The organism is Lentzea roselyniae (assembly GCF_039537795.1).
Lineage (GTDB): Bacteria > Actinomycetota > Actinomycetes > Mycobacteriales > Pseudonocardiaceae > Lentzea > Lentzea atacamensis.
Map to the genome: position 1 here is coordinate 341,464 of NZ_BAABBE010000006.1, position 18,721 is coordinate 360,184.

The following is an 18,721-nucleotide window of genomic DNA, read 5'->3' on the forward strand; positions in this document are numbered from 1 at the left end:
GTTCAGGCAGCTGCTCGGAGTGACTTCTCAAAGTCGCGGGGACTGCGCATCCCGAGCTTGGAGTGCCGCCGCGTACTGTTGTAGAAACGGATCCAATTGTCAACTGCGGCAACAAGTTCCGTCTTGGTGCCGTAGACGTGCCGGTAGTAGTGCTCATGCTTGAACGTCGACCAGAACGACTCCGCGGGGCTGTTGTCCCAGCAGATCCCGGTGGCGCCCATCGACCGGCGCAGCCCGTGCCGGAAACACGCCTGTGCGGTCAGGTTCGCCGTGTACTCGCCGCCGCGGTCGGAATGCAGGACCGTGCCACGACAGTCACCGCCGCGGGCGGCCACCGCGGCCTCGATGGCGGTGGTGACCATCTCGGCGCCGATGTGGTCAGCGACGCTGTAGCCGAGCACCCTGCGGGAGTGCCCGTCGCGGATCGCGCACAGGAACATCTCGCCCTCACCACAAGACAAGTACGTGATGTCGGTCAGCCACACCGCGTCCGGGCGGCCCTGGTCGAACCGGCGGTCGACGAGATCCGGCGGGAACGATGCCGCGGGATCGGCGATCGTCGTTCTCACCTTGAACGTGCGCGGGCTGATGCCCTCGATCCCGATGTCGGCCATGACCTTGGCGACGGTCTTGGCGCTGACCACCTCGCCCTGATCCCGCAACTCCGCGGTGATCCGCGGCGACCCGTAGGTCCCGCCAGAGTCCTTGTGCGCCTGGACGATCTTCACCTCCAGGTCCGCGCGGCGCTGCTGACGTGGTGTCAATTCCGTTGCGGCACACCGTTTCACGTGCGCGTAGTAGCCGGAGGTCGAGACCTCCAGCAGCCGCGCCATGCGCCGGACAGCGAACCGCTCGCCCTCGGTCACGCCGGCGATGTCATCAGAACCGGCGTACTTGGCCATCAGAGCGAACCGGGCCGGTTCTTCTGCATCGCGGCAAAGTACGCCGAGGCTTTTACCAGGAACGCGTTGTCCTTCTCCAGCTCGGCGACCTGTTTGCGCAACCGCTGCAGCTCGGCCCGCTCGGCCGCCTCCAGAGGTTTCTCCTCGTGGGCCTCGGCCGCGGCGATGCGGCGCCGCTCGTCTTTGACCCAGACGCTCAACATTCCCGCGTCGATCCCCAGCTCGCGGGCAACCTCGCTGATCGTCCGACCGGAATCGATCACACGATGCGCAGCCTCGACCTTGTACTCAGCCGTGTACGACCGGCGCTTACGAGGAGGCATACGGACATCCTTCCAGCAGAACCCTCGGTCCTGCTAACTCGGTGTCCACTGTCCGGGGTGAACCTCAGAACACGCCCCAGGCGAACTGCAGGACCGGTGCGAGGTACTGCAGCATGCCCATGGTGATCAGCGGAACCCGTTGCGCGCCGGCTCCGAACAGCACCAGCGGCACCGCCGTGACGATGCCGGTGCTGAGGATCAACAGCGTGTGTCCGGTGCCTTCGGTCGTGAAGGTGTTGGCGCTGCCGAGCACGAGCAGGTAGACCACCGCGATCGGGGCGATCACCGCGCTCTCCGCGGTGAGGCTGGAGATGGCGTCCAGCGGCACCTTCTTCTTGAGCAGCCCGTAGATGCCGAACGAGCCGGCCAGGACGAGCGAGATCACCGGCAGCCTGCCGTAGTCGACGGTGAGCACGATCACAGCGACGACGACCACGCCGATCGCGACGATCTGCGGCAGCCGCAGCCGTTCCTTCAGGAAGATCATGCCGAGGGCCACGGTGACCAACGGCGTGATGAAGTAGCCGAGCGCCGACTCGACCACGTGCTGGCTGTTGACGGCGTAGATGTACGTTCCCCAGTTCACCGTGATCAACACGGCGGCGGCGGTAACGATGAGCCAGCCTTTTCCTGATAAGTCAAGGAAAGGACGCCACCGCCGGAGGATCGCGACGGCGATGGCGAGCGTTACGAACGACCAGACGATCCGGTGTGCGAGCACCTCGACCGGCTGTGCGGGCACGAGGAGTGGCCAGTAGGCCGGGAACAGGCCCCAAAGGACGTAGGCCAGTGCGCCGTACGTGACGCCTCGCCCCTGGGTGTGAACTTCTGGCGAACTGATGGAAGAAGTCGTCAGAGGGGGCACAAAATGCCACTCTACGCTGGCGTTTCCTCCGCTTGTTTGCGCTGAACGGCGTAGTGACGGAGCATCATCAAAGGCACTGTAGTTTGGCCATGCTCACCCTTCCGAGTGAGTGGGGTCGGAGCGTGGTCGTAGAAGGGGCTTACCCGTGAATGTCTTCGGGCAGGTCTGGCTGTGGAGCTTGCTCGCGTTCGTCGCGGGAGTGCTGCTCACCTGGCTGGTGATGGTCCGGCCCGCGCGCAAGCAGGTCGCTGACCTCGAAGATCAACTTCTGGACGCGCGCCGGTCGGCGGCCCCGATCCCGGCGCCCGTCCCCGTCGACGACTTCGAAGTGGACGAGTGGCACGACACTCCGCCGCGTTCGCTGAGCGACGAGGTGCTCCCGCCGCCCGCGCCCGCTCCTTACGTGGAGCCGCCTGCCTACTTCGGTGAGCCCGTGCAGGCTCCCGTTGCCGAGGAGCCGCCTGCTCCGGCCGAGGAAGAGCCGGTCGAGCAGGAGCCGGTCACCCCGGTCCGCCAGTACATGGAGGCGGACGAGGCGCAGCGCCGGTTCGAGGAGCAGCTGGCCGAGCAGCAGGCACTGGCCGACACCGACGAGGACGACCGCCCGCGCTCGCTGTTCGAGCGCCTCTCCCCGGAGCCCGCTCCGGAGGAGACGCCGGCCGAGATGACCACGGTCTTCCCGCGCTCCGGCCTCGAAGCCGCCGACTTCGACGACGAGCCAGAGCTCCCTGCCGAGCAGACGTCGTTCGTGCCCACCGTGGCGCCGACCGCCGAGGTCGCGCCGCCCGCGCACGAGCCGACCGCGCCGCCGGAGGTCGACGAGCACGTCGACGACTTCATCTACCAGCCGCGCGAGGTCTGGGCGGAGCAGGAGCAGGAGGCGTTCCTCGACGAGGCCGCCGAGCAGGAGGACGACGAGCCCACGGGTACGCGCTCCGAGCAGACGACGTACATCGCCGTCGAGGAGAGCTCCTGGCCCGCCAACGACCTCACCGGCGAGTACCCCGGCCTGCGCGACGAGATCTCCGGCCAGCTGGACGGCTTCGCCGAGCCGGAAACCCCCGCCGAGCAGACCATGGTCGAGCCGCTCGACCTGGACGCGCCGCACGTCCGCAACGGCGTCTTCGAGTCGACGCTGGCCGAGGAGCCCGGCTTCACGGAGCCGGAGCCCGAGACGGCGCCCGCGCACGCCCGGCGTGAGCCGGAGGAGCGCGAGGAGTTCGAGCCGGAGCCCGAGTCCTTCCACGAGGAGCCGCAGCCCTCGTCGCACGCGGGGCCCGGATTCCGCGACGAGCCGCAGTTCAGCAGTGAGACTCAGCAGTCGTTCGAGGCCGAGCCCCAGCCTTCGTACGAGGCCGAGCCGCAGCCGTCGTACCAAGCTGAGCCGTTGCCGTCGCGCAGCCAGGAGCCGCAGCCGACGTTCGACGCCGACCCCCAGCCGGCGTACCAGGCCGAGCCGCAGCCGTCGTACCAGGCTGAGCCGTTGCCGTCGCGCCAGCCGGAGCCGTCGTACCAGGCTGAGCCGCTGCCTTCGCGTCACCCGGAGCCACAGCCGGCGTACCAGGCCGACCCGCTGCCGTCGCGCCACCCGGAGCCCGTCGCCGAGCCGGCCGCCTACGCCCAGCCCTTCAGCGCCCCCGGTGCCCCCGCCCCCGCGCCGTTCTCGGCGTTCGGCGCACCGGCGGAGACGGAGATGGAGACCACCGGGCGCCAGCCCCGTGCCGTCGCCGCCGCCTTCGACCACGCCGTGGAGGCACCGAAGGCCCCGGCCGAGCGAGAACCCGTCGCCGACCGTCCGCGCTCGCTGTTCGAGCCGCTGCTCGACGCCGACGAGCCGCTGCCCCCGCTGGGCCAGACCCGCCAGCTCCCGGAAGCACCCAGCGACGACCAGCCGTTCGTGCCGAAGTTCGTCCCGAGCGACGAACCCCTGCTCGCCGCGCCGCCGGAGCCGGAACCCGAACCGGAGCCGACCGACCTGCCGCAGCGCGTCACCGAGGCCGGCCTGCCGATCCGCGAGGCTCGCCGCACGACCCAGCAGCGGCAGCAGAGCTTCGCGGCGTTCGCGGCCTTCGAGTCGCCGAAGCAGGAGGCTCCGCCCGCACCCGCAGCAGCCCTGCCGTCCCGTCCGCGCCCCGTCGGCTACTCGCCGTCCACGGGCGGACGTCCCAACGGCGCTCCCGGCTCGTCGCGGTTCCAGCAGCCGGAGGGCTTCAACCCGCGCTCGCCGTTCGGTCCCGGCTCGGTGCTGCCGAAGTCGGACGGCCTGGCGCCCGCGGCGGACTTCGCGGTGAAGGCGACGCTGACCGGTCGCCGGTACTACACCGAGGGCTCCGCGAACTTCGTGGAGACCCGCGCCGACGTGTGGTTCCGCACCGAGGCCGACGCCGAGAAGGCGGGTTTCCGCCCGGCGCCCTGACCCTTGACGCGAAAAAGGCCCGCCAGCAGCGCGCTGGCGGGCCTTTTTCGCGTAGTCCGGGTCAGCCGACCACGGTCCAGGTGTCCTTGCCGTGCAACAGCTTGCTCAGGTCCGCGGCCTTCGTGGCCTTGGCCTCGTTGACCTGTGCCCGCGCGCTGTCGTCGTACGTGGGCCGGTCCGCCCGCCGGAACACACCGGTGACGGTGTGCGTGAGGTCCTGCGTCGACAGCCGCGAGAGCGCGAACGACAGGTTCAGGTCCGACGCGTCGTGGATGACGATGTCGCTCGCGTCCACGTCCGCGGACTTGGCGACCGCGAGCCCGAAGCCCTCGCGGATCACGCAGTACTCGCCCTCACGGCCGAAGCGGATCGGCTCGCCGTCGACGACGTTGATGATCCGCCGCTGTGCCTCGTCCGCGTCCTTCAGCACGTCGAACGCGCCGTCGTTGAAGATCGGGCAGTTCTGGTAGATCTCGACGAGCGCCGAACCGCGGTGCTCTGCCGCCTGGCGCAGCACCGAGGTCAGACCGGCCTTGTCCGAGTCGATCGCGCGACCGACGAACGAGGCCTCCGCGCCCAGCGCCAGCGACACCGGGTTGAACGGGTGGTCGAGCGACCCGAGCGGGGTCGACTTGGTGACCTTGCCTTCCTCGGAGGTCGGTGAGTACTGGCCCTTGGTGAGGCCGTAGATCCGGTTGTTGAACAGCAGGATCTTGAGGTTCACGTTGCGCCGCAACGTGTGGATCAGGTGGTTGCCGCCGATGGACAGCGCGTCGCCGTCACCGGTCACCACCCACACGCTCAGGTCCGGCCGCGCCACGGCGAGACCCGTGGCGATGGCCGGCGCACGGCCGTGGATGGAGTGCATGCCGTAGGTGTTCATGTAGTACGGGAAGCGGGACGAGCACCCGATGCCCGAGACGAACACGATGTTCTCGCGCTTGAGACCCAGCGACGGCAGGAACGACTGCACGGCGTTGAGCACCACGTAGTCACCGCAGCCGGGGCACCAGCGGACTTCCTGGTCCGACTTGTAGTCCTTGGCCGTCTGCTTCTCGTCGGTGGTGGGAACTCCGGTCAAACCCGGAATCCCGAGGTCGATCGCAGTCATCGGGCCTCCTCGCTACGCTCGTCGGAACGCTGACTGCGCGGCAGTACTGTGTTGATCGGCTCGCTCGCAAGCTCGCTCACGACGACACCCCCTTGATCACGTCAGCGAGCACGTCCTGCAGCTCCTCCGCCTTGAAGGGCAGGCCCTGCACCTTGGTGTACGACACGGCGTCCACCAGATACTTCGCCCTCAACAGCAACGCCAGCTGGCCCAGGTTCATTTCCGGCACGATCACCTTGTCGTACTTCCGGAGCACCTCACCCAGGTTCTTCGGGAACGGGTTGAGGTGCCGAAGGTGCGCGTGCGCGACCGGCAGGCCCAGCTTGCGGACCCGGCGTGCCGCGGCGCCGATCGGGCCGTAGGTCGAACCCCAGCCGATGACGAGCACTCGGGCGTTGCCGTCCGGTTCGTCGACCACGACGTCGGGAACCTCGATGCCGTCGATCTTCGCCTGGCGCAGGCGGACCATCCGGTCGTGGTTCTCCGGGTCGTAGGAGATGTTGCCGGTGATGTCCTGCTTCTCCAGACCGCCGATGCGGTGCTGCAGACCAGGAGTACCGGGCACCGCCCACGGCCGGGCCAGCGTCTCGGGGTCGCGCGCGTACGGCTGGAACGTCTCCGGGTCCGTCGCGAACTCGACCGACAGGTCCGGCAGCGAGTCGACGTCCGGGATCAGCCACGGCTCGGAACCGTTCGCGACCGCGCCGTCGGAGAGGAACAGCACCGGCGTGCGGTACTTGAGCGCGATCCGTGCGGCGTCGACCACGGCGTCGAAGCAGTCGGACGGGGACTGCGGCGCGACGACCGGCACCGGCGACTCGCCGTTGCGGCCGAACATCGCCTGCAGCAGGTCGGCCTGCTCGGTCTTGGTCGGCAGACCGGTGGACGGGCCACCGCGCTGCACGTCGATCACCAGCAGCGGCAGCTCGGTCATCACCGCGAGGCCGATGGTCTCGGACTTCAGCGCGATGCCTGGCCCCGACGTCGACGTCACGCCGAGCGCACCGCCGTAGGACGCGCCGAGGGCGATGCCGATGCCCGCGATCTCGTCCTCGGCCTGCACCGTGGTGATGTCGAAGTTCTTGTGCTTGCTCAGCTCGTGCAGGATGTCCGACGCCGGCGTGATCGGGTACGTGCCGAGCACGACGGGCAGCTTGGAGCGCTGCGCCGCCGCGACGATGCCGTACGCCGTCGCCGTGTTGCCGGTGATCTGGCGATAGGTGCCGACGTTCAGCTTCGCGGGCGCCACCTCGTAGGTGACGGCGAAGGCTTCCGTGGTCTCGCCGTAGTTCCAGCCGGCGCGGAACGCCAGGACGTTGGCCTCGGCGATGTCGGGCTTCTTCGCGAACTTCTCGCGCAGGAACCGTTCCGTGCCCTCGGTGGGCCGGTGGTACATCCACGAGAGCAGACCGAGCGCGAACATGTTCTTCGCGCGCTCGGCGTCCTTCTTGCCGAGCCCGGTCTCCTCCAGCGCGCCGATGGTCAGCGTCGCCATGGCGACCTTGTGCACCTGGAACTTGTCGAGCGAGTCGTCCTCGAGCGGGTTCGAGTCGTAACCGACCTTCGTCAGGTTCCGCTTCGTGAACTCGTCGGTGTTGACGATGAGGATGCCGCCGTCCGGCAGGTCGACGACGTTCGCCTTGAGGGCAGCCGGGTTCATCGCCACGAGCACGTCCGGCCGGTCGCCCGGCGTCAGGATGTCGTAGTCGGCGAAGTGGAGCTGGAACGACGAAACGCCGGGGAGGGTGCCCTGGGGCGCGCGGATCTCGGCGGGGAAGTTGGGCTGCGTGGCGAGGTCGTTGCCGAACGCCGCCGCTTCCGACGTGAACCGGTCTCCGGTGAGCTGCATGCCGTCACCGGAGTCGCCGGCGAAGCGGATCACGACGCGATCCAGCTTGCGGGTCTCAGTGCTCATTCCTACGCCGATACCTCTCTCCAAGGGTGGCTGTGCCCCACATCGAGGGTAGTCGCCAGGACCGCCCGCCAGACCGGCCGTGTACCACCAGGCGAGACAAACGGTCTCATCTGCCGCACCGGGTTCTTAACTAAACGGTAAGCACAGCACTACCAGCGGATACCCGAATGCGGCAGACGTCACCCTCGATACCTGTTACCCAAGGTAACACCTAACGTCCGCTGATCCGAGCCTTCATCGCGGCAAGCCTCGCAGCGAACTCTGGAGTGTCGATCGAAGCGACCTGTGGCAGCAGCTCGGTCTCAACCGCTTCCGCGTGGTCGTGCATTGCATCGGTCGTCCGCATGGTCGCCTTGATGGTCCGCACGAGTGCTGCCGGAGCCTCAGCAGCCGCTTTGGCCAGCTCTTTTGCTACTGCGAGTGGGTCTTCGGCCTTCGCGTACGCGAGCCCTTTCGCGACCGCCTCGTCGGCGTCGAGGATCTGCCCGAAGAGCGTCATGGCGGTCGCGGTCTGCCGGTTGGTGATCTTCTGCAACATCCACGTCATCCCGCCGCCGGGGTGGATGCCGAGCTGGAGGAACCGCGCGTCGAACCGCGCTTTCGGCCCCGCGACCCTCAGATCGGCCGCGAGCGCGAGGTTCAAGCCGGCCCCGACCGCGGCCCCGTTGACCGCCGCGATGGTGGGGATCGTGGCGTTGGCCACTGCCAGGAATCCCTTGTAGATCAGGCGGAGGCCTTCGTCCTTGGAGTTGCCGAGCTGCGTGAGGTCCGCGCCGGCGCAGAACGCGGGCGGCGCTCCCGTGATGATCAGCGCGTTGGCCTCGCGCTCCGCCTCCGCGACCTTGTCCGCGAGCTCCTGCGACAGGTCGACGGTCAGTGCGTTGCGCCGGTCCGGATCGTTGATCGTGATCACGGCGACGGAATCGTTGTGCTCGAGCAGAACCTCAGCCATGGCCCCGGACTGTAGTGCCGCGATGCACCCGTCTGACCGGCGAATACGGGGCAAAGGCTGACGGCCACGGCACTACGGTGCCAGCGGCCGGTCCAGGAGCCGGGACAGCACCACCGTCGACACGGTCCGGTCGATGATCTCGACGGCCCTGAGCCGTTCCAGCGCGGTCTCCAGGTGATGGATGTCAGCGGCCCGGAGGTGCACGATCGCGTCCGCCGCCCCGGACACCGTGTAAGCAGCGCTCACCTCGGCCATCGGCTCCAGCCGGTGCTGGATGTCGTGCGGCGCGACGTTCCCCTTGCAGTGCACCTCGACGAACGCCTCGGTACCCCACCCGAGCGCCTCGGGGTCCACAACGGCCGTGAACCCCCGCAGAACCCCGTTGTCCAGCAGTTTGTCCACCCGCCGCTTCACCGCGGGCGCACTCAGCCCCACCTCCTTGCCGATCTCCGCGTAGCTGGATCGAGCGTTGGCCATGAGGCACGAAATGATTCGCTGGTCGATGCTGTCCACACGCAACATTCTGCCCTAGTTCACGCAATATCGCGGCGTTGTTCGAGGGTCCAGCTCACCTTTACATTTCGATCCATGACCGTATCCATCTCCGGGCCCGGCGAGCCGATCACGCTCGACATCGCGCAGCCCCTCGCGCCGACGCGCATGCCGACGACCCGTCGGTACCTCATGTGCCCGCCGACGTACTTCACGGTGGAGTACGCCATCAACCCGTGGATGGATCCCACCCAGCCCACCAGCACGACCCTGGCCGTCGAGCAGTGGACCGCCCTGAAGGAGACCTACGAGCGCCTCGGCCACGAGGTCAACGTCATCGACCCGATCCCCGGCCTCCCGGACATGGTCTTCTCCGCCAACAGCGGAACCGTCATCGACGGCCGAGTCCTGGGCTCCCGCTTCCGAGCCGCCCAGCGAGCCGCCGAGGCCGACCACTTCCGCCGCTGGTTCCTCGCGTCGGGCTACAAGTCCGTCGTGATGCCCACCGCCGTGAACGAGGCCGAAGGCGACTTCACCTGGACCGGGCAGCTCCTCCTGGCCGGCACGGGCTTCCGCACGGACCCCGGTGCGCACTCAGAGGCCCAAGAGGTCCTGGGCGTCCCGGTCGTCTCCCTGCAGCTGGTGGACCCGCGCTTCTACCACCTCGACGTGGCCCTGTTCATGCTCGACGACCAGTCTCCTTCTCCGCTGGTCGCCTACTACCCGGAAGCCTTCTCACCGGGCTCCCAGCAGGTGCTGCGCCGCCTGTTCCCGGATGCCGTGATCGCCAACGACGACGACGCGGTCTGCCTGGGCCTGAACGCCGTGTCCGACGGCAAGCACGTCGTCATGCCGGTCGAGGCCACTCACCTGGCCGAGCAGGTGGCACGCCGCGGGTTCGAGCCCGTGTTCGTGGACATCTCGGAACTGCGCAAGTCGGGCGGCGGCCCGAAGTGCTGCACGATGGAACTTCGGGGCTGATCGGTCGCTCTTCGTAGTTCTTGATCTGCGCTGGTCGGAGGCTCAAAACTGGCCTTGACCAGCGCAGATCTGTGTCCTCTGTTGGAAGGTGTCCGTCACTGACCGGCACTGAACGACGGTGGTTGTCACGCTCCACGGGACAGTCACCCGTCAGAAAAAGCCCCCGCCGATGATCACCGAGGACTCTCTGACCTGCACGAACACTCTACCTCTTACTCGTCCAACGCTCCGTCAACCTTGTCGTTGAACGTATCTCGCTGACCGTGTGGCGGGGTCAGTCGCCGATGAACCACAGATACAGATGAAGCCCGCGCTCGACGACATGGCACAACTCGCGCGCCTGCGCGACCCAGTCGCCACCACAGGCAGCGGGGAGCCTGTCGAGTTCCGCAAGCAGCAGCGGCATCTGCCGCTCGTTGAACATGGCGTCCCCGTACGGGGTCAGAGCCCGGAGCATCGGGAAGGCCGCCGGGTCCAGTTTGGCAAAGGCATCTGTCCACTTCACGCCGGCATCGGCGCTGGCCACGATGTTCCCGTCGTCACCGCGCACCGCCATGTTGATCACTTGGCGAGTTTATCTGCGCCGTGGTTGTCGCGTGAGCAGTCGCATGACAGACCCCTGAAATGCGCGAATGACCTGCATGTTACTCGTCCAACGTTCCGTCGATCTTGTCGTTGGACCTGTCTCGCTGTCCGTCGAGCACCTTCGCGTAGACCTTCAACAGGACGTCGACTGTGTGGCCCGTCCGCTCCGCGACCTCAGCCGCGGGAACGCGCCTGCCGTGAGCCAGGTCGAGACGTTCGCTCTCCAGCGCCTTGGAACGGGTCCGGCCGAATGATCTACGGCGTAGCGTCGAGAGAGTGCCCAACATCCTCGTGATCGGCTTCGACCCACACACCATCCCGGGCTTCGACCCGGCGCCCGTCGCCGCGGCCATCGAGCAGGGCAGCAAGGCCTTCGCCGAGCTGGGCCTCGCCGAGGACCTCTTCCTGATCGACTTCGCCGAACTGGGCGGCGCCGCCGAAGCCAAACTCGTCGAGCGGCTCCAGCAGCGGCAGTACGACGCGGTGGTGGTCGGCGGCGGCATCCGCAAGCCCACGGAGTTGCTGGAGTTCTTCCAGACCGTGGTCAACCTGGTGCACTGGCACCAGCCGCAGGCCGCCATCGCGTTCAACTCCGGCCCGACCGACAGCGCGGACTGGGTGCTCAAGGCGCTGGAGCAGAAGCGCGCCTAGAACAACACGTAGGGCACAACCCACAGCGCGACGAAGCAGAAGGCGATGACAGCGGTCATCGCCAGCCGTCCTCGTCTGCGGTCGCGGAAGAACTCCACGCCGCCGAACGTCAGGAACGCCACGGCGGCCGCGATCAGCACGCCGGTCGGCACCGGGGCGGTCTGCCAGGCCCACGACCCCAGCATCCAGACCGCGAGCACGAAGACCAGGGCCACCAAGCCCAGTAGCACCTCGAACGCGCCCTCACCCAGTTCGCGTCCCCACCACTTCAGCGAGCGCCAGAACCGGGACGGCAGCGAGATGAACCACGCGAAGAGCCGTCGCTGCCACCACGGGCGCTCGGCCTCCAGACGTGCCTGCACCACGGCTTCCCGCGCCGCCCGGCGCCGTTCCTCACGATCTCCCACGAGCGGCATCATGCCGAGGCGAGGAGCTCGGTCAACCGGCGAACGGCGAACTCCCGGAACGGCCGCATGGGCAGAAGCCGGCACTCCGCCCCACCCACCATCCGCGGCTCAACCCCGAACGCCTCCTCGAACTCCCGCTCCACGACGGGAAAGAACCGCCCGTAGTCCCCAGCCACGTCGTCCACCACGAGCTCCGGCCCGATCGTCCGCTTCTGCAGCCGCAGCGACGGCGTGAGCGCCTCGCAGTGGTGCAGGAAGCTGTTCCGCGTGTGATCAACGCCGATCAGCAGGATCTGCCCGCCCAGCGAGTGCAGGACGTCGAACGGCGACCCCGCCCCCAACGCGAACGCCAACGGCTGCGTCCGGACGATCGCCGCGGCATCGGGGCCGACCGCCGCCACCGGCACGACCGGGTGCGAGGACAGCAGCGCGGAAGGCATCGCTTCGACGTACGCCGAAACAGCGCCCATCGGGGCGTTGCGGAACGCCGGAACGACGAGCGTCGGGGTTGCGGCCAACAAGCTCTGAACCACGGTGGCCGCGCCTCCGTACACCTCTCCGAGACGGGAAAGCGACGAATGCACGATCAGGGGAACGTCGCCAACCGTGCCACAAGCACGCCATCCAGCGATCAAGTTCTCGCAGGTCAGCGCCATGTCCCCATTCGCAACTACAGAACGTGACCACGTCACTCGATCGCGTGGTCGTCCAGCTAACCCATAACAACCGCCGGGCTTACGCCGAACTAACAGACAGCTTCGCCAGTTCGTCAGGAGGCAACGATGAACTTACGCATGGAGCAAGCGGCTCGCTGACTGTCTGTTAGCAGCGGATAGCCCAACTCATCGGAAACGTGACGAGAGTCACCCAACGGGCGCTCAGGCTTGCCTGCGCTCGTGACGCGAGGTTACGTTCTCGCCCGCCGATAACGGTTTGGTCACCGGCAGGACACAGGAACCGCAGTACGCAGGGTCCAAAGTCCCCAGGGGTCCCCCGCCCGGGTTTGCCGGAGACCAAGCTCCCCGACGCAGGAGGCTCCCCCTTGGCCCGGCACAGCAAGGCTGCCGGCCGAACCGTGTACACGGTCGTGCCCAAAGCAGAAGTGAAGGCCGGCGCGCATCGCGCCGAGGACGACAAGGTCCCGCTTGCTCACCGTGTGAGCGCCATCGTCGTCGCAGCAGGTGTCGCCGCCGGCACCGCAGCCATCGCCAACGCCGCCACCAGCGGTTCCTCCAGCGAGCTCGCTGCGGGTGCCGAGTTCGGCGCGGTTCCGGACCAGCAGCCGAAGGCGGTCCAGACCATCCACGACGTGAACCCCGGTGGAGAGGTCGGCCGCCTGCTGCAGTTCCAGCAGATGTACGCCCAGCAGGCCTTCGAGCAGGCGACGAAGCTTGCCGCGGACACCCACGCCCAGCGTGAGGCCGCCGCCAAGGCCGAGGCCGAGCGTCAGGCGGAGATGCGCAAGCCGGCCAAGCAGCGCGAGATCGAGGGCTGGATCAAGGAAGCCATCAAGGTCCTGCAGGCCAACGGCACGAACATCGACAACAACAGCATCGATGAGATCTACACGATCATCATCAAGGAGTCGAACGGCAACCCCAACGCCGTCAACAACTGGGACTCCAACGCGCTGCGCGGTACGCCGTCCAAGGGCCTGATGCAGTGCATCGACCCGACGTTCCGCGCGTACAAGCTGCCCGGTTACGACAACATCCTCGCGCCGGTCGACAACATCATCGCGGGCGTCCGGTACACGTACGCGCGCTACGGCGGCTTCCACAACCACCCAGGGTTGGTCAGCATGAACCTCGGCGGCGGGTACCGGGGGTACTAAAGGTGTCAGTTTCGCCGTCTCGGGGTGCGTGAAACCCATCGGCGGGCGATGCTGTCAATCAGGTTCACCCACAAGCATGGCGGCCCTAGCGGGCGCACGCCCGGTAGTGCTCCCATCGAAGCGATCCCCGAACGCAGGGAGTGGCCGATGAACGAGCAACAGGCACGCGACGACGAGCTGGCGAAGATCCGCTCGGAGGCGACGAACTGGCTGGCCAAGATGGCCAAAGCCCAGCAACGCCCCAAAGTCGAACAGCGGCGGCCTGAGCACGACGCCATGACACCCGCGAAGAAGTAAAGGACAGCAAGAACAGGGGAGCGCCTCGGCTACGGCCGGGGCGCTTCTGCTTTGAAGGCCGACCACAGCAGGTTCAACGGGTGATCCGCCGGATGCTTCGACAGCTCGTCCGTTCGGGCGAAAACGCCCACAAGCCGCTCCAGCGAGTCATCTGAGAGCTCGACGACGCGGAGCCCGCCTCCCTCCCTCAGCTCGTTGTTCGACGCCACCACGCCCAAACCAGACGTCACGATCATGGCTCCCTGGACGAGGTTCGAGCGCAGCAGCGAGATGCCGTACTGGATCTCATCGATCTCGGCCGCGATGTCGAGCCCCTGCCGGTAGTCGGGCCCGAACCAGCCGCGCAGGAACTCCGCGATCAACCCCGCCCCCGGCACCACCAACGGGATCGACCGGAGCTGAGGTACCCGCACGCGGGTGCCGACAACCGTCTCCGGCAGGTTCGTCAGCAACGCCAGGCCGCCGCGCCGCCACTCGATCACGTCGAACTCGGGGCGCTCCCAGCCCGCGCCGGCCCGCGTCACGACGCTGCCGCACACGAGGTCGACCTCCTGCGTCTCCAGCTTCGTCCAGATGTCCTTCGTGCGGATGTGCACGACCTTGAGGTCCACGTCGCGCTCGCGGAACTCGTCGGCCACGTGGTGCCACGCCTTCGCGAGGGTGTCGAGCATGTATCGCGTGGTGCCGACGGTGACGGTCGTGCCGAGCTTGCGGCGGCACTCGTGAATTCCGTCGAGCCACTCCGCGAGCGTGTCGCGCGCCAATTCGACGAGCGACTCACCAGTCGGCGTGAACAGCACGTCTTTTCCCCGTCCCTGCTTCACCACGAGCGGTTCACCGCACAGTTGCTGGAAGTTCCTGTTCAACGTGTCCAGCTGCTTCTGCACACTCGACTGCTCGCGCCCCAGTGCTCGCGCCGCCCGCAGCGCCGATCGGGTCTCGTGAACGGTCAAGAGCGTCCTGAGCTGGTCCATCGTGGTATCCAGGAGAGCGCCGGGCATGTTCAGCAGACGGTGCAGGGAGGTGCTCGTGGGAAGCACCAACTGGGACGAGCCGGACATCGGAACCCTCTCTGGTGTTCTACCGATCAGTTGAACTGAACTTGACCGCATTTCGCAGGGAAATTATCTGCAGATCCTGCCCGCAAATCTCTGGACACTTATCGCGGGGTGTACAAAACTATCCGCGGCGACCACGCGTGGGAGCCGATTCCGGGGGGAATCATTGGGGGGTGGGGGTCCGCCAGGCGCAAGCTGGTGGACCCCCAAGTATTACCCTCGCTGGTTGTGACCGTTTCCGCTCGCCTGGACTGGGGCACCACCTACCAGGTCACCGTCCTCGAACTCGGGCTCGCCTGCTGCGGAGTCGAAGTGATGGCAGCTCTCGACCGCCTTCCCGACCTCGGCGTCACGCCGGTCGGCGACGCGGGCGAGGCGCACGTTCTCGTTGTCTCCGGCACCGTCACGGACGCCATGTTGCCCGCTGTGATCCGCAGTTACGAGGCCATGCCCGAACCTCGCTACGTGATCTCCGTGGGCGCCTGCAGCAACACCGGCGGCCCGTACTGGGATTCCTACAGCGTCACCAAGGGCATCGACCAGGCCCTGCCGGTCCACGTCGCCGTGCCCGGCTGCCCGCCTCGCCCCGAAGCGCTGCTCGAAGGCCTCAAGGCGCTGCACGGACTGGTGAACTCGTGAGCACCGCGAAGACCGCCTTCGGGCAGACCGTCCACCACGTCGAGCTCGCCGACTGGCTCACCACGGCGGCCGAACACCACCGGAACGGCTGCGTGATGTTCGACTGGCTCGGTGTCGAGGACGCGGGCCGACCGGGCGCCGCCGGACAGCGCCACGCGGTGTTCCTGCACGTCATCGACCCGCAGACGCGTGAGGGCGTGATGCTGCGGACCGAGGTCGGCGAGAGCGAGTCGCTGCCGAGCGTCGCCCACCTCTGGAAGGGCGCGCACTGGCACGAGCGCGAGGCCGCCGAGATGTTCGGCATCACCGTCGACGGCGAGCCCGAGCACCTGCTGCTGCCCGACACCTTCCAGGGCCACCCGCTGCGCAAGGACTTCGTGCTGGCCTCCCGTGTCGTGCGCCCGTGGCCGGGCCGCCTCGAACCGGGCGAGGACAACACGAGTGCCCCGAGCCGCCGCCGCACCGCACCACCGGGCGTGCCCGACCCGTCCTGGGGTCCACGCCGTGAAGAGGAGCAGTCGTGACGAACCTTCCGCCGCGTACCAGGGGCGTCATCGCGCTGTTGGAGGCCAACTGCACGGTCTGCATGATCTGCGCGCGCGAGTGTCCTGACTGGTGCATCCACATCACGAGTCACACCGAGGTGGAGCAGCAGCCGGGGAGTGCCCGCCCGCGCAGCCGCAACGTGCTCGACCGGTTCGCGATCGACTACGGCCAGTGTCTCTACTGCGGCATCTGCGTCGAGGTCTGCCCGTTCGACGCCCTGCACTGGGCGCCGGAGTTCGGCTATCCGGGCACGGGCTCGATCGACGGCGAGGGTGCCGTCGCGGAGCTGGTCCACGAACGGGACGTGCTCGCCACGTGGGTCGAGAAGGTGCCGCCGCCACCACCGCTCGACCCGGCCGCGGAGGCCGCGCCGGAAACGGCGACAGGAACCGGCAGGAGGCCTGGTTCGTTGAGAGGTAGGACGTAACAGACCCGGAGGCGTAACCGTGCACAAGCACTTCAACGGGTTGAAGACGGCCTTGCTGCTCGGCGGGATGAGCGCGCTGATCATCGTGATCAGCGGGCTGTTCGGCCGGACGGCACTGGTCATCGGCCTGGTGTTGGCCTTGGGCGTGAACGCCTACGCGTACTTCAACTCGGACAAGCTCGCGCTGCGGGCGATGCGGGCGATACCCGTGTCGCAGGTGGAGCAGCCCGTGCTCTACGCGATCGTGCGTGAGCTGTCGCAGAAGGCGCGCCAGCCGATGCCGAGGCTGTACCTGAGCCCGACCATCGCACCGAACGCGTTCGCGACCGGCCGCAACCCGCGCAACGCGGCCGTGTGCTGCACCACGGGCATCCTGGACCTGCTCGACGAACGTGAGCTGCGCGCCGTGCTGGGCCACGAGCTCGCGCACGTCTACAACCGCGACATCCTGATCAGCTGCGTCGCCGGCGCGCTCGCGGGCGTGATCACGATGCTCGCGAACCTCGCGATGTTCGCCGGCATCTTCGGCGGCGGCGATGACGACGACGGCCCCGGTCCGCTCGGCCTGCTGCTGATCGCGCTGCTCGGCCCGATCGCGGCCACCGTGGTGCGCCTGGCCGTGAGCCGGTCGCGCGAGTTCCAGGCCGACCAGTCCGGCTCCGAGCTCACCGGCGACCCGCTGGCACTGGCGAGTGCGTTGCGCAAGATCGAGCTGGGGACGCGGGCGGCGCCGCTCGCACCGGAGCCGGAGGTGGTGTCGCAGAGCCACCTGATGATCGCGAACCCGTTCCGCCAGGGGGAGCAGTTCGCGAAGTGGTTCTCGACCCACCCGCCGATCGCCGACCGCATCCGCAGGCTCGAGGAGATGGCCCGTCGTTAACGGGTGCCCTTCGCCACGGCCATGAGGTACTCGCCGTACCCGGACTTGCCGAGCTTCTCACCGAGCGCGTAGCACTCCTGCGCGGAGATGAAGCCCATGCGCAGCGCGATCTCCTCGGGACACGCGATCCGCACACCGGTCCGGTGCTCCAGCACCTGCACGAACTGCCCGGCCTCGAGCATCGAGTCGTGCGTGCCGGTGTCGAGCCACGCGAACCCGCGGCTCAGGTCCACGAGGTGCGCCCGGCCCTCGCGCAGGTACGCGAGGTTGACGTCGGTGATCTCCAGCTCGCCGCGCGGCGACGGCTTGAGGCTGCGGGAGATGTCGACCACACCGTTGTCGTAGAAGTAGAGCCCGGTGATCGCCCGGTTCGACTTCGGCTGCGCGGGTTTCTCCTCGATGGAGAGGAGCTTGCCGTTCGCGTCGACCTCGCCCACGCCGTACCGCTCGGGATCCTTCACCTGGTACCCGAACAACACGCAGCCATCCAAAGTGGACGCGTGGTGCTGCAGCGTGCTGGAGAAACCCTGGCCGTAGAAGATGTTGTCGCCCAGCACCAGCGCGACGTCGTCGTCACCGACGAAGTCCGCGCCGATGATGAACGCCTCCGCGAGCCCGTTCGGCGCGGCCTGCTCGGCGTAGGCGAAGCTCATGCCCCACTGGGACCCGTCGTCCAGCAGCCGCCGGAACAGCGGTAGGTCCGTCGGCGTGGAGATGATCAGCACTTCCCGGATGCCGGCCAGCATGAGCACCGACAGCGGGTAGTAGATCATCGGCTTGTCGTACACCGGCAGCAGCTGCTTGGAGACCGCCTGCGTGATGGGGTGCAGGCGGGTCCCGCTGCCACCGGCGAGGACGATGCCCTTCACCGGTAGTTGGTGAACTGGAGGGCGATGCCGAAGTCGTTGCCCTTGAGCAGGGCGATGACGTCCTGCAGGTGGTCCTTCTTCTTGCCGGACACCCGCAGCTGGTCACCCTGGATCTGCGCCTGAACGCCCTTGGGCCCCTCGTCGCGAATCTTCTTGGCGATCTCCTTGGCCTTCTCCGACGAGATGCCCTGCACGAGGTTTCCCGTGACCTTGAACACCTTCCCGGACACCGCTGGCTCGCCCACCTCGAACGCCTTCATCGAGATGTTGCGCTTGACCAGCTTCTCCTGGAAGACGTCGATCGCCGCCTTGCAGCGCTCCTCGGTCTCGGAGGTGAAGGTGATCGCCTCCTCGCCGGCCCAGGCCACTGTGGTGTTGGTCCCGCGGAAGTCGAAGCGCGTGCTCAGCTCCTTGGCCGCCTGGTTGAGCGCGTTGTCGACCTCCTGCCGGTCCACCTTGCTCACCACGTCGAACGACGGGTCCGCCACGACTTCACTCCTCAACGATCTCGGGGTCACAGCCAGCGTCGATGCTACTGGGGTACCCCGATTTGGGGCCTCCCGAAGGGGTT

At 67.6% G+C, this 18,721-nt stretch carries 22 protein-coding genes and 1 pseudogene; 9 read left to right on the plus strand and 14 right to left on the minus strand.

Translation table 11 applies throughout. The features are described from left to right. Nucleotides 1–2: 2 nt before the first annotated feature. The 3 genes from ABFX45_RS13730 to rarD form a co-directional block, all read right to left on the minus strand. Entirely contained in the window at nucleotides 3–902 is a 900-nt protein-coding gene (locus ABFX45_RS13730; protein ID WP_346130077.1) for an IS3 family transposase, read from the minus strand. Continuing rightward, nucleotides 902–1,225, minus strand: a complete 324-nt coding sequence (locus ABFX45_RS13735; protein ID WP_346130079.1) for a transposase — start codon at nucleotides 1,223–1,225, stop codon at nucleotides 902–904. Before ABFX45_RS13735 ends, ABFX45_RS13730 begins: the two co-directional genes overlap by 1 nt. A gap of 64 nt (nucleotides 1,226–1,289) precedes the next feature. After that, nucleotides 1,290–2,090, minus strand: coding sequence for an EamA family transporter RarD (gene rarD, locus ABFX45_RS13740; protein ID WP_346130081.1), 801 nt, complete (start codon nucleotides 2,088–2,090; stop codon nucleotides 1,290–1,292). 145 nt (nucleotides 2,091–2,235) lie between these two features. On the opposite strand from rarD, the gene ABFX45_RS13745 reads away from it, so the two are divergent. Continuing rightward, complete coding sequence (locus ABFX45_RS13745; protein WP_346130083.1) at nucleotides 2,236–4,506, plus strand: LapA family protein; 2,271 nt, start codon at nucleotides 2,236–2,238, stop codon at nucleotides 4,504–4,506. A gap of 61 nt (nucleotides 4,507–4,567) precedes the next feature. On the opposite strand, the gene ABFX45_RS13750 is transcribed toward ABFX45_RS13745, so the two are convergent. The 4 genes from ABFX45_RS13750 to ABFX45_RS13765 form a co-directional block, all read right to left on the minus strand. Then, nucleotides 4,568–5,617: a 2-oxoacid:ferredoxin oxidoreductase subunit beta gene (locus ABFX45_RS13750; RefSeq protein ID WP_109628904.1), complete on the minus strand. Its 1,050-nt coding sequence runs from the start codon at nucleotides 5,615–5,617 to the stop codon at nucleotides 4,568–4,570. A 76-nt stretch (nucleotides 5,618–5,693) separates the two neighbouring features. Next, nucleotides 5,694–7,532 carry a 2-oxoacid:acceptor oxidoreductase subunit alpha gene (locus ABFX45_RS13755; RefSeq protein WP_109628902.1) on the minus strand — a complete coding sequence of 613 codons (1,839 nt, stop codon included), beginning with the start codon at nucleotides 7,530–7,532 and terminating at the stop codon, nucleotides 5,694–5,696. Between the two features lie 211 nt (nucleotides 7,533–7,743). After that, a complete protein-coding gene (locus ABFX45_RS13760; protein ID WP_109628900.1) occupies nucleotides 7,744–8,484 on the minus strand; it encodes an enoyl-CoA hydratase in 741 nt (246 codons plus the stop codon). A gap of 72 nt (nucleotides 8,485–8,556) precedes the next feature. Continuing rightward, complete coding sequence (locus ABFX45_RS13765; RefSeq protein ID WP_109628898.1) at nucleotides 8,557–8,997, minus strand: Lrp/AsnC family transcriptional regulator; 441 nt, start codon at nucleotides 8,995–8,997, stop codon at nucleotides 8,557–8,559. Nucleotides 8,998–9,144: 147 nt separating this feature from the next. On the opposite strand from ABFX45_RS13765, the gene ddaH reads away from it, so the two are divergent. Next, the gene (ddaH, locus tag ABFX45_RS13770; protein ID WP_211337172.1) at nucleotides 9,145–9,957 is read left to right on the plus strand and encodes a dimethylargininase; all 813 of its coding nucleotides are present in this window, start codon (nucleotides 9,145–9,147) and stop codon (nucleotides 9,955–9,957) included. Nucleotides 9,958–10,231: 274 nt separating this feature from the next. On the opposite strand, the gene ABFX45_RS13775 is transcribed toward ddaH, so the two are convergent. Both ABFX45_RS13775 and ABFX45_RS13780 read right to left on the minus strand, forming a co-directional pair. Next, nucleotides 10,232–10,522: a hypothetical protein gene (locus ABFX45_RS13775; protein WP_346130086.1), complete on the minus strand. Its 291-nt coding sequence runs from the start codon at nucleotides 10,520–10,522 to the stop codon at nucleotides 10,232–10,234. Between the two features lie 79 nt (nucleotides 10,523–10,601). After that, nucleotides 10,602–10,829 carry a hypothetical protein gene (locus ABFX45_RS13780; RefSeq protein ID WP_346130088.1) on the minus strand — a complete coding sequence of 76 codons (228 nt, stop codon included), beginning with the start codon at nucleotides 10,827–10,829 and terminating at the stop codon, nucleotides 10,602–10,604. Between ABFX45_RS13780 and ABFX45_RS13785 the strand changes: the two genes are divergently transcribed. Further along, nucleotides 10,819–11,193 carry a hypothetical protein gene (locus tag ABFX45_RS13785; protein ID WP_346130090.1) on the plus strand — a complete coding sequence of 125 codons (375 nt, stop codon included), beginning with the start codon at nucleotides 10,819–10,821 and terminating at the stop codon, nucleotides 11,191–11,193. The two genes, ABFX45_RS13780 and ABFX45_RS13785, sit on opposite strands and share 11 nt — an antisense overlap. On the opposite strand, the gene ABFX45_RS13790 is transcribed toward ABFX45_RS13785, so the two are convergent. Both ABFX45_RS13790 and ABFX45_RS13795 read right to left on the minus strand, forming a co-directional pair. Next, nucleotides 11,190–11,600, minus strand: a complete 411-nt coding sequence (locus ABFX45_RS13790) for a hypothetical protein (RefSeq protein WP_346130092.1) — start codon at nucleotides 11,598–11,600, stop codon at nucleotides 11,190–11,192. The genes ABFX45_RS13785 and ABFX45_RS13790 overlap by 4 nt on opposite strands. An 8-nt stretch (nucleotides 11,601–11,608) precedes the next feature. Then, complete coding sequence (locus ABFX45_RS13795; RefSeq protein ID WP_487047086.1) at nucleotides 11,609–12,121, minus strand: AAC(3) family N-acetyltransferase; 513 nt, start codon at nucleotides 12,119–12,121, stop codon at nucleotides 11,609–11,611. 962 nt (nucleotides 12,122–13,083) lie between these two features. Here ABFX45_RS13795 and ABFX45_RS46440 point away from each other — a divergent pair. Further along, nucleotides 13,084–13,434: pseudogene (locus ABFX45_RS46440) on the plus strand (transglycosylase SLT domain-containing protein); the annotation flags it as partial. Between the two features lie 147 nt (nucleotides 13,435–13,581). Further along, nucleotides 13,582–13,731 (plus strand): hypothetical protein, encoded by a 150-nt coding sequence (locus tag ABFX45_RS13805; protein ID WP_156094437.1) that lies wholly within the window; start codon nucleotides 13,582–13,584, stop codon nucleotides 13,729–13,731. A gap of 29 nt (nucleotides 13,732–13,760) precedes the next feature. On the opposite strand, the gene ABFX45_RS13810 is transcribed toward ABFX45_RS13805, so the two are convergent. Then, entirely contained in the window at nucleotides 13,761–14,792 is a 1,032-nt protein-coding gene (locus tag ABFX45_RS13810) for a LysR family transcriptional regulator (RefSeq protein WP_109628879.1), read from the minus strand. Nucleotides 14,793–15,017: 225 nt separating this feature from the next. Between ABFX45_RS13810 and ABFX45_RS13815 the strand changes: the two genes are divergently transcribed. Genes ABFX45_RS13815 through htpX form a run of 4 tightly spaced genes read left to right on the plus strand, consistent with a single transcriptional unit; the run spans nucleotide 15,018 to nucleotide 17,281 of the window. Next, entirely contained in the window at nucleotides 15,018–15,428 is a 411-nt protein-coding gene (locus tag ABFX45_RS13815; protein ID WP_211337094.1) for an NADH-quinone oxidoreductase subunit B, read from the plus strand. Then, nucleotides 15,425–15,952, plus strand: coding sequence for an NADH-quinone oxidoreductase subunit C (locus ABFX45_RS13820; protein ID WP_346130098.1), 528 nt, complete (start codon nucleotides 15,425–15,427; stop codon nucleotides 15,950–15,952). Before ABFX45_RS13815 ends, ABFX45_RS13820 begins: the two co-directional genes overlap by 4 nt. Further along, nucleotides 15,949–16,401, plus strand: coding sequence for a 4Fe-4S binding protein (locus tag ABFX45_RS13825; RefSeq protein ID WP_112226727.1), 453 nt, complete (start codon nucleotides 15,949–15,951; stop codon nucleotides 16,399–16,401). The genes ABFX45_RS13820 and ABFX45_RS13825 overlap by 4 nt, the downstream gene beginning before the upstream one ends. A 19-nt stretch (nucleotides 16,402–16,420) precedes the next feature. Then, nucleotides 16,421–17,281, plus strand: coding sequence for a zinc metalloprotease HtpX (gene htpX / locus ABFX45_RS13830; protein WP_109628873.1), 861 nt, complete (start codon nucleotides 16,421–16,423; stop codon nucleotides 17,279–17,281). On the opposite strand, the gene rfbA is transcribed toward htpX, so the two are convergent. Together rfbA and ABFX45_RS13840 are read right to left on the minus strand one after the other, a co-directional pair. Next, nucleotides 17,278–18,150 (minus strand): glucose-1-phosphate thymidylyltransferase RfbA, encoded by an 873-nt coding sequence (gene rfbA, locus ABFX45_RS13835; RefSeq protein ID WP_109628871.1) that lies wholly within the window; start codon nucleotides 18,148–18,150, stop codon nucleotides 17,278–17,280. The genes htpX and rfbA overlap by 4 nt on opposite strands. Next, nucleotides 18,147–18,638 (minus strand): YajQ family cyclic di-GMP-binding protein, encoded by a 492-nt coding sequence (locus tag ABFX45_RS13840; RefSeq protein WP_109628869.1) that lies wholly within the window; start codon nucleotides 18,636–18,638, stop codon nucleotides 18,147–18,149. The genes rfbA and ABFX45_RS13840 overlap by 4 nt, the downstream gene beginning before the upstream one ends. Nucleotides 18,639–18,721 lie beyond the last annotated feature (83 nt).